Consider the following 14,574-nt stretch of genomic DNA (forward strand, 5'->3'; position numbering starts at 1 on the left):
GCTGTTGGCGGCTGAAGCCAAGGTTAAACTGGTTGGAGATACTTCTAACGTTGCTGAAGCGCTAGGCGTGAGATACGACGTGTTCTGCGGCGTGAGCGTAATGGGATTGCCCGATGGGTCCATAGCAGCCACTTCGGTCAGCGACAGATCAATGGTAATGCCGCTAGTAACCGATGGCTTTTCTTTCAATTTGATCCGTGCCACGATGCCCGTGCCGTTGGCGGCTGGCTGTCCGCTCTTCTTGCTGATGCCCACGCTCACCACGCCAACACTATTGTTGATGTCGGGGAAGAACACTGGGTCTGCCCCCAGAAAATCGCCCTTTTCCGCAGCCAATGCCTCTAATTTATCCGCAGGAAAATTGAATTTGAACGCCACGCCGAACAGGTTCTGGGCGTCTTTGACCTGGATGTCAACATAAAATTCCTGGTGCAGGCTGTGGTTGTTAACAACCGTTGTTATATAAAGTGGAGAATATTTTACACAAATATAAATCCCTCCAGCAGCAACATCTGCATAACCTTGATTTTCAATGGCGACATAATATTCTTCAGATTTATTGGTGGTGATGAAATCCGATATGTCAAAATTCTTTTGCGCTCGAGTATTAACAGCATCGTATTCTCCCACCAAAGTTCCTAAACTCGCCTGATTTCCTACCCACCAGGTGATTAGATTATGTTTATTGTCAGTCGGCGTTACCTGTTGCTGAGTTGAAAGATATACTCTACAATGGGCAGAACCGCTTGCCTGCGAATACCAATTCCATACAGATAAACTTGCGCGATGCTGATCTGAGATAAAAGCGGGCACAACCAGCTTCGTTTCAGCGTAGCGACCATCTCTGTTCCGTTCTTTGGACCACCACCAATCATAAGCAAATGCCCAGATATCACCTATTGTTGAAACGATACTCGAAGTCTGAATAGAATTGTTTAAAATTATAACATTGTCAAAATAGCAAACAGCGGTGCCTGTAGTTGAAAAATTATTTGTTGCTAACGCAAAAATTTGACAGTGATCTTTTGTCGAGCGAGGATGAGCTGAAAATACGTTGGCACCATCGATATAAACATCCATGCTATTATTTGTAAAATCTATTGAAGCTGTCACGACATACCATTGGCCAGAATTATATGACCGCAGCTCGATATCGGACTGTCCATTATCGTGGATGCATATTTTTCCATCATTCCTGAAAAAAACCGCATTGTATGACGGCGCCATGTTTCCTTGCGACTCAAAAAAACCGACAATTGCACCCTTTTGCGTATCCAAAATATAAACGCAAGCTTGATAAGTGATTTGATTGTCATAATTGATATTAAATCCATCGATCCGAGACCAATTAGAATAGCCTTCTAATCGAAATGATTTTGTTCCTAAATCGAATGCATAGTCGGTTGAAATTCTTGCAGAAGTACCATTGTAAAGCGTTCTCCACCAACCGCCGATTGGATATTGATTTGTCTCATAATATTCGAAACTATCAAAAAAGATGATTTCAGATTTCACATTCGAATAACAAAATTCGAGACAGATGCTTAATATCAATATTATGATGTTTTGTCGTGTAAACATACAATCCTCCTTCTATTATATTAAGCGAATTTATAAAAAATATATTTTTCACCGAATTTATGCTGCGACGGCAACGGCTGTTGACTCATCTTCTCTAAAATTGAATCCAAGTTACTTCGCCAAAACCAACTTCCGATTCAGAACCACCTCCCCAGCGCTGAAGCGGCAGATGTAAATCCCACTGGCGACTCTTTGCTGCGCTTCATCGGTGCCGTCCCAAACCACCGAATGAACCCCAGCGTCGCACATCTGATCAACCAGCCGCTTGACCTCCCGTCCGTTGATATCAAAAATCTGCACCTGAACGTGGGCTGCTTCGGGCAGGGCATAGCTGATGGTGGTAGTTGGATTGAAGGGATTGGGATAGTTGGGATACAAGAGATATTCCTCAGGAAATTGTTTCACTCTATCAGCCACCGATGTAGGATTGGGCGTGACATACGACGTGTTCTGCGGCGTGAGCGTAATGGGATTGCCCGATGGGTCCATAGCAGCCACTTCGGTCAGCGACAGATCAATGGTAATGCCGCTGGTAACCAATGGCTTTTCTTTCAATTTGATCCGTGCCACGATGCCCGTGCCGTTGGCGGCTGGCTGTCCGCTCTTCTTGCTGATGCCCACGCTCACCACGCCAGCGCTGTTGTTGATGTCAGGGAAGAACACTGGGTCTGCCCCCAGAAAATCGCCCTTTTCCGCAGCCAATGCCTCTAATTTATCCGCTGGAAAATTGAATTTGAACGCCACGCCGAACAGGTTCTGGGCGTCTTTGACCTGGATGTCAATGTAGAATTCCTGGTGCAAGGAGTGGTTCTGAACGACGGAAGTGATAGATGTTCCAGATTGCACACTGCCCGATTGCGTAACCGAAACCGTGCGAGTGATCCCGCCACCGCTGACCGTCACGGTGGCGCTGCGGGGATTGGCGGAAATATTGGCGCTATTGGCGGTAATCGTGACCGTGCCGTTGCCCGAACCACTGACGGGCGAAACATCCAGCCAACTGGCATTATCCGATGCATTCCAATTCACATTGGAGGTGATGCTGAAACTCCCCTGGCTGTTAGGTGATGAATCGAGAGTTATACTGGTTGGAGAAACAGTGAGATAAGAACTCGCAAGCGTAGTGAAGCTTTGATCCTCACCATAACTTGTCCCCACGCTATTGGTTGCCACCACCCGATAATGATACGTCGTATTGGGCAATAGCCCAGATAATTGGGCAGACACCGAAGCAGAACTGGTGCCGCTCACCGAGCTGGGAGAAGCTGTGATCTCACTGCCGTAGCTTGTAGTAGTACCATATTGAAACTTGACCGTGGTAGTGAGCCCATTGGGATTGACCGTGCCGTTGAGCTGGGCCGAGTTGGCCGTGACATTGCTCGCCGCATTGGTGGTTACGGTTGGCGCAGTAGGCGCTAAAAATTCCAAAATACAAAGACCAGCATCCGCATCCGCCACATAGGCGTAATGGCCGCTGACCGCCACGCCTCTGGCAGAAGCTGGCGTATCATAAAACCCCACTTCCCGGGGACTGGTCACCGTGCTCACGTCGATCACCCGCAAACCTCCTAACACATCCGCCACGTAGGCGTAATGGCCGCTGACCGCCACGCCTTCGGCATAACATGGCGTATCATAAAACCCCACTTCCCGGGGACTGGTCACCACGCTCACATCAATCACCCGCAAACCTGCATCCCCATCCGCCACATAAGCATAATGGCCGCTGACCGCCACGCCTCTGGCATCACCTGGCGTATCATAATACCCCACTTCCCGGGGACTCGACACCACGCTCACATCGATCACCCGCAAACCATCCGCATAATCCGCCACATAGGCGTAATGGCCGCTGACCGCCACGCCATTGGCCCAACCTGGCGTATCATAAAACCCCACTTCCCGGGGACTGGACACCACGCTCACATCGATCACCCGCAAACCAGAACCCCCATCCGCCACATAGGCGTAATGGCCGCTGACCGCCACGCCAAAGGCATAACCTGGCGTATCATAAGACCCCACTTCCCGGGGACTGGACACCACGCTCACATCGATCACCCGCAAACCTGCATCATAATCCGCCACATAGGCGTAAGGGCCGCTGACCGCCACGCCTCTGGCATCACCTGGCGTATCATAAAACCCCACTTCCCGGGGACTGGACACCACGCTCACATCGATCACCCGCAAACCTGCATCATAATCCGCCACATAGGCGTAATGGCCGCTGACCGCAATTTCCCGTACAACATCCGGCGTCATGACCTGGCCAATCATTTTGGGCGCAGCAGGATTCGTGACATCGAAAATCTCCAGATAGCCGCCACTGCCACGATAGACATATTTACCATCGGTCGCTACCGCATAACAAGGCCCGCCACCCCAGCGGCCCACCAGCCGCACGTTCAGGCTGTCACCAACGTTGGCAATACTTAATTGTTTGTGGAATTCATTGTGTGGAAATTTAAATTCGCTAAGCTGGCGATCTTGAAATTTTAATAATCTTTCTGGTTCAGGATATTGTGCATGTGAACGGTCTGCGGTAAAGATTAAAACCAGAAAAACAAAAAAGAGCACTTTTTTATCAATTTTCATAGTACGTCTCCTCCAAAGAATAAGCACAAATGGCCATTACTGGAACAGCAACGGCCATTTGTATTTGCGATCGACCTTTTTGCTTTCTATCTATTTCGCCAGAATCATCTTTTGGTGCAACACCTCGTTACCAGCCGTCATACGACAGATATACATACCGTTGGCCACTTCTTTTCCAGCGTCATCCCGGGCATCCCAGGTGACCGAATGCACGCCAGGTTGCTGCTGGCTATCAACCAGCGTTTTCACCAATCGCCCAGTCAAATCGAACACATGGATACGTACATGGGCTGCATCGGGCAAGGCGTAAGAAATGGTTGTCGTTGGGTTGAATGGATTGGGGTAGTTGGTAAACAACTGGTATTGAGTCACTGGAGCTGCGCCAATATGTAACCACTCTGGATTGGCGCAAGCTTGAGCCTGAATATTAATTGGCTTACCCTGGTCATCATTGGCTTTTACAGCCTCTATTTTCACGCTGGCATGTTCGAGAGATCGCTCGCTGGTCAATAAGCGGAATGTAATATGCGTTACCAGGCTCTTTTCTGCCTTCGTTATCTGTCCGATCTTCTGGCTGATAGCAATACCCAGTTTGCCCAGATCTGGCTGATCTTTCTGGAAGAAGATCTGATCCTGACTGAACAAATCTCCGGGTTCTGCCCCAGCGAACGCCAGCTCCTGTTGCGGATAGTTCACCTCAAAAGCGAGACCAAACAGGTTGGCTACGTTTTCAGCGTGGATATCGAGGTACACTTCTTTTCTGTCGACATTATAGGATAGTTTCGGAACAAGCGTGCCGGAAATTGCTCCCGAAGGTTCATCTTCGTTCTCATCAAATGCTTTGGCCATTGTATGCGTTCTGCCCCAATTTATTCCGATGACCAAAACGTCTGCCTGGTTGACAATTCCATCTCCATTAGCGTCTGCATAGGTTGCCGCTTCGGGAGTCCATGGGCTTGCGTTATGTGCGATCCATTGCGTTTCATTGGCATGGCAGGTGCGCCTTGGCCCTGTATAATTCCAATAGACGCCAAGGGGCAAAACATCCGCCTGGTTGACAATTCTATCATTGTTAGTATCACCAGGCCAAACGCTAATACCGCCACTGGTAATCGTTATAGTAATGCTCCCAGGAGCCAATCCAATTGCATTGCCATTTGGATCATTAGCTGTTGCGTTATGAATCGCAAAAGAAATTTGGGTGTTCACTGGTGTTGTTGGCAACGATTTGAACCTAATTTTTATGACCGAACCATAACCGCTTACTCCAGTACTTGTCCCTCTGCGGGTTAATCCGACGGCTACTTTTCCATTTGCATCATCAGGATTGACAAATTCCAAAAGGTCAGAACCTAAGAATGAACCACTCTTGTCATAAGAAACGTAATCTATATATGTGGTTGGATAGCCAAGCTCGAAACTCACGCCAAAGAGATTGGTTACTGGCTTATTAGCTGATCCGACAATGATATCTACATTAAACTCAGCGCCAGCCGATTGGCTAGTGGCAGTTGAAGGAGTAATCGGAATATCGCCGCCTGCTGAGCTAATCGTTACGGTTTTCCCCGATGACCAACTGGAGACGACTGAATTATCAGATGAACATCGAGCTTGCGCTTTCACTGTATAGGTTCCAGCCGTGCCATAAGAATAGCTTTGAGAAGAAGAACCCCAAGACGAATAAACACCATTACCCCAATCAAAACGATATTGCACGCTATGCCCCTGGTTACAAGTTGATCCACCTGTCGAAAAGGTTAAAGTTTGATTTACAGTACCAGATGACGGCCCGCTGGGCGTCGTAGGCGTACTAACTGTATGAGAGGAAGTGGTGACCGTTAGCAATCTTGTGGAACCATGATGCCAGTTGTTGTCATTTTCGTTCGTTTCTTGGACAACATTCTCAGGATCGATTATCATCCCAACATAATAATCACCTGGCGTCATAGAACTGGGCACCGTGCACGAAGTCACCACATCCCGATACGATCCACCGCTTATAGAGCTAACGCTGCTTTCACCAACTTTTGTATCTGAGGGAGAAATAACATCATTCGTCGACAGGTATACAAAGAGTTTGAAATTACCAGAACTCTGCGTGCCCGTATTCTGCACACGAAAATAATTGGTAAACGTCCCTCCCTGATTAACACTGGTAGGCGTGAAGTAATTATAGGTGCTGCCTGTATAGCAGGTGAGATTGATATCGCTGGTGTTGGAAACCCAATTCGCCCTCACCCGATAAGAACTGTTGGAGCTATAAGATCCTTGAAAACCATAAGCTTTGATATAGTATCTTCCGGCAGTAACTGATACTGTAACCTGTTCGTCAATGCCTGAATTGTTGTACGATCCTCCTATTGGAGCTCCTGAAGAATTGTATACTTCTAATTCGTAATCTAAATTGGATGGGACATCTAGATCTACTGTTAGAGGATACGTAGATGTTGGGCTAAGATCCATATTGCTAATGCTTTCGCCAGTTTCTCTTGCAATTAAGATAGTATTTTCTTTAATATCAGAAACTTGATTTAATTTGATTAATAACTCTGATGGCAACTCATTCATAGGCAATGCAGAAAGGTTGCTCGACATCGCCCCACTCACATCAACATAATACCAATCAATGTCAGTGGATGTCTCAATATACGCTGTATACCACTGGTTCTTCGTTAAAGGACCGTATGCCTGATTCATTAGATCATTAGGCTCATAAGGACCTGATGCCCCCCCTGAATTTGACATAATGTATAAAACATAAACTGCAATATCTGCGCTTGCCTCGTTATTGATGGCTATATAATAATAATTTGACGGATGGGATTGGACATAGGAACTGATATTAACCGTAGCATCCGTTTGCGTATTTGTGGCTGTAAATGATCCAACATACGTCCCCAAATTCGTTGCATTACCAACCCAAAAGGTCTTCCAATCATTACTTGAAGTTTGTGGTGTTACTTGTTGTGAAGTGGAGATATAAATTTTTCCTACAGCCGAACCTGCTAACTGAGACCACCAATGAGAATAGTGCAGCACGATATCGGAGGCATTGGATAATCCACCTGGAAATTCAAGTTTGACCTCAGCATATTTCCCGTTTCTGCCAGGTGTATAAGGATATTGGGAAAATGCACCAATTGATGATATTGTGCTATGGTAGTTTTTGGTTACCATCGCATTATCGATAATCCATACATTATCAAAATAAGCAACCGCAGTGCCAGAACCGCTAAAGTTATTTGTTGCTAAAGCAAAAGAATTGCAATTAGAACGACTGCTTCTTGGTCCTCCAGAATATTTTTTTATACCATCGATATAAACGTCCATTTTATTTTGATTGAAGTCTATTGAGACAATGACAAGGTACCAACGGTTTGCAGAGTATGCTTGTAAATCAATATCTGAAAGCCCATTATCATGAATAGCTATACGCCCGTTGTTGTTAAAGTGAATAGCATTATAGCTAGGCGCCATATTCCCCTCTTTCCTGAAAAATCCAACTATTGCGCCTCTTGTTGCATTTGGGATATAAACCCAAACCTGGTATTCAATACGGTTGCCATAACTTACGTCTTTGGCATCGACCCTTGACCAACTTGTTTGTCCTTCTAATCGAAAAGATTGTGAACCCCACACTCCATATTGCGAAGAAATTTTTGCTTCGACCCCGCTGAACATATTATACCAGTTAGACGAAGGATAAGAATTGACTGAATAAGATTCAAAGTTATCAGAGGCTATTATTTTAGACCAACCAGGTATTGCCCAGCCCGTAGCAATAGCTATAACAAAAATGATTTGATAGATCATTAAGCGTCTCATAACCATCCCTCCTGTTAATTTGATTAAATAGAAAATTTGTATTTTTTGAATTTCTTTGAAGCTTTTTTCCTCTCTACGCTTTTTGTCTATGAATAAAATAGTCTATTTTTACAAATCGTTTGTAAAAAAATAACTCTTATTATATTCAATTTATTTTTTTTTAAATTAGTAACCTTTGATAATTTATAAATCATATAATGCAATCTCTATACCAATTTAATATACAAAATTAATATTTATCTGCATTGATTATAGAGGACTTATAAACCCATACAATTATTTCTAAAAGTTCTCCATATGCCATTAGATGTAAATTTGACACGCTATAATTTCGAAAAATTGTTTAGCAACTGGAAAATTGCTCTTTGCGATAGTTGCAAAACTGACACAACTTGTGTGTTAAATTTGACACAAAAATAAATAAATGTAATTTTGAAATCAAAATTTGGAAGGTTCTATCTTTTGAGAGAAATTAGAAGAATCATCAATGCACAGTTATCCCCAAACCCCTCATCTTCCGATACAAATTTGCTCGGTCGATGTGCAGAACTTCGGCGGCTTTGGCGATCTTCCAATCGTGTTCTTCTAATACGCGGAGAATATACTCCCGCTCAAAATCTTCTCGGGCCTGTTGCAGGGGCTTGGTTTCGTCAATCGTGGGGGACTTCGCAGATTCGTTGGGTTCGATCAGCGAGATTACGTCGTTTAAATCAATGAGATCACCCTGGTGCATGATCATCAGCCGTTCCACGAAATTGCGGAGCTGACGGATGTTGCCAGGCCAATCGCAATTGGTGAGATATTTTATGGCCGCTGGGGATATTGAAGGTTTTGATACGCCAGTTGCTTCGGCATGGTTAGAGATGAAAAAATCGAGGAGCAAAGGGATATCGGAGCGGCGTTCGCGCAATGGCGGAACGGTAATGGTAAAAATTTCCAGACGAAAGTAAAGGTCCTCTCGAAAGGTCTTCTCGGCCACCATCTGCTTCAAATTTTTATTCGAGGCGGCGATGAGACGAACATCTACTTTGGCAATTTCTGATGAACCAACGCGCTGTATCTCTCCACTTTCCAAAAATCGCAGCAGCTTTGCCTGTGCTGCCAGGCTTAAATCGCCAATCTCATCGAGAAACAGGGTCCCCTTATCAGCGGTCTCAAATCTCCCCTTTTTGGCAATATTGGCGCCAGTAAACGCTCCTTTGGTATGGCCAAACAGCTCACTCTCTAATAAATTATCGGGTATTGCAGCGCAATTGATTTTCACCAGAGGTCTCGTGGCGCGATGACTCTGACAGTGAATCGCTTCAGCCACAAGCTCTTTTCCGACTCCATTTTCGCCAAGTATGAGGACATGGGTATTGCTCGGCGCAATTCTTTCGATCTGGGCAAACAAATATCTGATCTGCGGCGATTGGCCAATCATTTTAAAGCGGGCAAAGCAGTCCTGCTTATAATATTCCAGTTGCTTTTGCATTTGGCCGTATGCCAGCGCGTTGCGGATCGTGACCGTAATGCGATCGCGATCCAACGGTTTTTCCAGAAAATCATACACCCCCATTTTTGTTGCTTCTACCGCTTTGGAAATAGTGGCATAAGCGGATATCAATACAATGGGAACCAGGGGCTTTTGCGCGATCATGTCTTTGGCAACATCGATCCCTGTGATATCGGGCAGTTGGAAATCCAGCAGCACTAGGTCGATCTCGTTCTCTTTAAATAGAGAAAGCGCCTCGTTGCCCGAGTGCGCTTCCTTTATTTCGTAGTTTTCGCTTTCTAAAATTCGTCTTAAAATTTGACAGATGGAAACATCATCATCGACAATCAGAATTTGGCAACCAGGGCACGACATTGTTCGTAAGCTCCTTTTTAGCTATCGACAAAAATTTGAGACTGATACCATCGCTCTAAGCGATGGAATCAGTTTGCAATCCGTATGCCACAAATTCAGCGGCTGAATTTAGCTTGCCTGTTTAAACCGCAGCGACACCGTTGTCCCAACATTCACTTCACTCTCAATTTCTAATTCTCCACCATGGGAATCCATGATTTTTTGGACTATGCTCAGCCCCAAACCTGTGCCATCGGGTTTGTTGAATGAAAAATATGGCTGTCTAATGCGGTCGAGATATTCCGGCGGGATTCCGCAGCCGGTATCACGAATTTGAAGCTCGATAAAATTCGATAAGATGCCACCTTCTTGCGCATCTTTAAGCAACTGGACTTTCCGTGTCGAGATCAAAATTCGTCCTTCACCTCGAATGCTTTCTAGTGCATTATAAAACACATTTTTTACGGCATGTTCAAATTGCCGCTGATCGATCATCGCCAGGGGCAAATCCTCCTCCAGCTCCCAATCGATCTGAATTTTGCTTGTTTTGCCGGGTTGCCATTGGGGAATCAGCTCTCTAATTTCGCGATTCAAATCAACAGGCTTCAGGTCGGTCTGCTCGAACTCAACAAATCGCATAAAGCCATCGCTCATTTTTTTCAATTTGGCGACCTGCTTGATGATCGGCGTGATAAATTCTTCCACATCACCCGCTTGAATCTGAGCATTAGTTCGAACCTTGTGCAGCAATTGTTCGGCGTTGAGGTTAACGGTGGTCAACGGATTTTTGATCCCGTGCGCCAATCGTTGGGCAACTTGTGCCCAGTGCTTAAGCTGACGGATGTGCTCCTGTTCGCGGGGGTCGAAGATCATGAAGCAATGCGCTTTAATCCAGGAGACATATAATGCCTTGAATTGGAGTGGAACATGGTTTGTGTTATCGATTGGGCAAAGACACTGATGATTTGATAAGTTTTCATTCAACATTTTCTGCAGCGCTGCGCCGATCGGTTGAAATTGGGTATTTTTAAAAATATCCTGAAACTTTTTCCCTTCAATTTGATGAGGCAAGATTTGCAACAGAGCGGACCACTCTTTGCCCCAATGATTAATTTTTTGATGGCGATCCAGAATCAAGGCTTTGTCCAGCGATTGGGTCTGTTCCAGTATTTGAACCAACAATTGAGAGGCGCGTTTGCCATACAGGTGATTTCGTAAAACGACGAATGCTACCGTGACCGCAGCCAGGAACAAGATGATAATTGAATAATATTGTCCATGTTTTTTAATCGCCCCAGCCAAGCCCACGACGTGGAAATCGAACACCTGATAATCTGTGAAGCCATTGATTTGTTTCGATGAAAATAAAAGCTGATATTTATTGGGTAGACGGATTAGCTGAAACCGCTCGAAATTTTTCGGAAATGGTTCTAACAGCAATTGTTTGAGTTGATGATTTAAAATGACTATCATCTTGTCCGAGGTCAGGGCAATCACTTCGAATAGCCCATCGCCATCCAGATCTGCCACGCCATGAACCGTGATCGGCCGGCGATAAGGCTCTGAAGAATACATGATAGAAAAGTCACCTCGGTACATTCTGACAAATCCGTCTTTGCTGCCAATGACGAACTCCTCTATGCCATCTCCGTCAAAATCACGGCAGATTTCAATAGCAGCAGGTGCCATATTGGCCGTAAATTGGCTACCAAGCTTTTTGCGCCCAATTTCTTCACCCGTGCGAATATCCAGTTGGATCAATTCATCATAATTTTTAAAATTGGGATTGCTGCCAAACCGATAGACCACCAACTCATTTTTGCCATCGCCAGTTAGGTCTCCGACAATGGGAAAAACGCCGGTATAATAAGGCCCGATAGTCCTGCGCCAGCGTTCATTGCCCAGATCATCGAGCACGAAAACATAACAACTATCGTCGCTCGTACTATTGCGCTTGACTTTATTATCGGGCGCATAGCTGCCAAACACGATTTCTTGCAACCCGTCATTTTCGAGGTCAACACATTTAATAAAGCAGATCTGGGGCCCTGTTAAATAGCTCCAGTGCTCAAGAGCAGAATATGGATCGATGGCAAACAGGCCACGCATCCCTCGATCTCCACCACTATCGACCCGCAATAAAATGCGTCGCTGATGGTTTCGGTTCGTCAACATAGCAATAGGGAACGCAGTTTGATGAAATCTTCCATCCAGATCGCGATCTTCTCCCTGAAAAAAGAGAAAATTTTCTTTAACCAATAACAGGTTATCGCCATCATGAAGGTAGAAATCAAAAGCTGTTGTCGTTGGCGTCTGATGTCGAAAGAGTATTCGCAGTGAATCCGCTGATGCCCCAGGGATTGGCCAAATAGCATAGGGTTTATCTGCAGGAATAATGATGCTTTTTTGATGATCAAATGTCGTGTTTGTTAATACATCGATTTGATTCTGGTAAACTCCTACTAGTTCATCGCCTGGGGTTTCCGGAGTTATGTCGATCGGAATAAAAGCGATTGCCGTTTTTTGCCAAATAGAAAGCAATTCATATTTTTTTGTTGGGTCTGAAGCGTGAGTGAAACTGCTGGAAAGCAAATTAAGGAGGATAAAAAATGTTAATACCTTATTCCTCATCTCATGATCCGTTACTGAGATTCCTAGACCTGCTTTCAGGGAAATCGGGCCCTTCCAGAAGAAGCAGGGTAAAACAATGTGAAAAATCCAAATTGATTCTTTATGACTTTCTTTTAAAGAAATTGAGCCGCTGCCAGAACCTCGGTTGCAGATCTCGTTCGATTGGCATTGGGTTATCGGTTTGAATTGGTTCAGCTTTAATCGCTTTGATTGGATTAGAAGAAAATAGCCGATCAGCCAACGATTCGCCAAATTTTTCGGCAATGATTTCGTAGCTCTCTGCTAAGGTCACGGTTCGGCTATTTGGTTTATGTCCATCCGATGCCACAAAATGTGCCAGGTTATGTTCTATCATTTTAAACGCCAGCAGTTTCGCCATTTCTCCGTAACGTCCCCTCAGACTTCCTTCATTAATCTGCATTAACGCACCGCGCTGGACATATTCGAAGACCAATTGCGGCCGCTTCTGAAATCCCAGATTGCGTTCTGGATGCGCGATGATCGGAATCTTCTCATTCACAATAAAATTGAATAGTTGCTCTGGCACAAATCGCGGAATCATGTTCATTGGAAATTCGATGAGAAAATACTTTTTATTATTGTTGATCGTGCTGATCTGATGGTTCAATGTTATCTCGGGTTGGGAGTAAATTTCGCAGCCAAGAAAAATCTTCATCTTCAAACCCGCTTGTTTGGCGCGCTGACAGAGCTCTTGATAGGTGGTAAGGATTTTCGGCTCGATCTTGAAATCATTGGGATGCAAAATGTGGGGCGTAGCAACAATGGCTATAATGCCCTCAGCTTCTGCATTTCTTAACATGGTCAATGCATCGTCCCAATTTTCAGCGCCATCATCGATGTAGGGGAGAATATGGGAATGAATGTCTACAAACTTTCGGCTCATGCTGTCGGTCCCGGCTGAAGTAAATAGTCAAAAATTTTTAAAACGCTTGCTACTTGATTCACCCAATCTTGAACGAATGATATTGAAGATTTCGTCCATGGTGGATTCATAAAACGAACATTCGATCTCAAAAGCTGAATTGAAAATAAGCCATCGCTTCTCATTGTTGCGAAATTGGAAGGGACCATTTTAAATATGAAGCTGCGATTTCATAGTGAGTCCTAGTTGATTGATTGTGCAAATTTCTCTTGATGAATCGCACCTGCAAATTCTCGAATTAGTCCTTCTTTGGTTTTTTTTTCCAAAACATTACCTGTGACAATGAACGAAGCCCCAGCTTTTGCTTTTTGCTGCGCAACCTCTGGCGTTCTGATTCCCCCTCCAACAATAATCGGCAGCGAACAACCAGCAGCCACCGCCTGGATCATTTCGTCGGGCACGGGCTGAAGCGCGCCACTGCCGGCTTCGAGATAGATCAATTTCATGCCCAGATATTCGGCAGCCAATGCGTGAGCCACAGCGATCTGCGGTTTATCGCGCGGGATGGGCTTCGTATTGCTCATGAATTCCGCAGACGTCATTTTTCCCGATTCGATCAACATATAGCCAGTTGCGATCGCCTCCAGATTCAGCATCTTGACAATGGGGGCGCCCATCACATGTTGGCCGATGAGCAAATCGGGGTTTCGACCGCTAATAACAGACATAAATAGAATGGCATCGGCATGGCGGGAGATCTGTTGCACCCCGCCTGGAAAGATGATCACCGGAATTTTCACCGCGGCTTTGACCTGCCTGACCAGCTCATCGAAAATCGGGGTGCTCAATAAGCTTCCACCGATGAAAATTATGTCAGCATCCTCCTGCTCTGCTCGCATCGCCAACTTCACACTTTCTTGGAGTGAGAGCTTATCCGGATCAATCAGGACAATGTAACCAGCACCGCGTCTTGCTCGAATTTCCAAGAGTCGGTTATACGTTTGCATCCGTATCCTTATCGATTTAAGCTCAATAAGAATTCCCTGAACAACAACTATTCGGTTTTTAGGAATGGGATTGAACCGGCGAATTGGGGATTTTGAAAATTAATTATGGTTTGCAAGGATTTGACAACATGGCGCATAACAACCAACTGCAAGTGTCTAGCTGTTAATTTGAGGATAAATCGTACCCACCAATTTGCCTGTAATCCCGCCGTCTATTATTG

At 45.1% G+C, this 14,574-nt stretch carries 7 protein-coding genes; all 7 read right to left on the reverse strand.

Going from position 1 to position 14,574, the window contains the following annotated elements:
* The coding region (locus ONB37_06205; protein ID MDZ7399743.1) for a cohesin domain-containing protein at positions 1-1,581 on the reverse strand (1,581 nt) is incomplete at its 3' end.
* A gap of 111 nt (positions 1,582-1,692) precedes the next feature.
* The gene (locus tag ONB37_06210) at positions 1,693-4,179 is read right to left on the reverse strand and encodes a BACON domain-containing carbohydrate-binding protein (protein ID MDZ7399744.1); all 2,487 of its coding nucleotides are present in this window, start codon (positions 4,177-4,179) and stop codon (positions 1,693-1,695) included.
* A 90-nt stretch (positions 4,180-4,269) separates the two neighbouring features.
* The gene (locus ONB37_06215) at positions 4,270-8,004 is read right to left on the reverse strand and encodes a T9SS type A sorting domain-containing protein (protein MDZ7399745.1); all 3,735 of its coding nucleotides are present in this window, start codon (positions 8,002-8,004) and stop codon (positions 4,270-4,272) included.
* A gap of 484 nt (positions 8,005-8,488) precedes the next feature.
* Positions 8,489-9,853, reverse strand: coding sequence for a sigma-54 dependent transcriptional regulator (locus ONB37_06220; protein ID MDZ7399746.1), 1,365 nt, complete (start codon positions 9,851-9,853; stop codon positions 8,489-8,491).
* A 108-nt stretch (positions 9,854-9,961) separates the two neighbouring features.
* Positions 9,962-12,463 carry an ATP-binding protein gene (locus tag ONB37_06225; protein ID MDZ7399747.1) on the reverse strand — a complete coding sequence of 834 codons (2,502 nt, stop codon included), beginning with the start codon at positions 12,461-12,463 and terminating at the stop codon, positions 9,962-9,964.
* Between the two features lie 100 nt (positions 12,464-12,563).
* Positions 12,564-13,367, reverse strand: coding sequence for a hypothetical protein (locus tag ONB37_06230; protein MDZ7399748.1), 804 nt, complete (start codon positions 13,365-13,367; stop codon positions 12,564-12,566).
* Positions 13,368-13,588: 221 nt separating this feature from the next.
* Positions 13,589-14,353: a geranylgeranylglyceryl/heptaprenylglyceryl phosphate synthase gene (locus ONB37_06235; protein MDZ7399749.1), complete on the reverse strand. Its 765-nt coding sequence runs from the start codon at positions 14,351-14,353 to the stop codon at positions 13,589-13,591.
* Positions 14,354-14,574 lie beyond the last annotated feature (221 nt).

It is taken from the genome of candidate division KSB1 bacterium (genome assembly GCA_034506395.1).
In the GTDB taxonomy this organism is placed as follows: domain Bacteria; phylum Zhuqueibacterota; class Zhuqueibacteria; order Thermofontimicrobiales; family Thermofontimicrobiaceae; genus Thermofontimicrobium.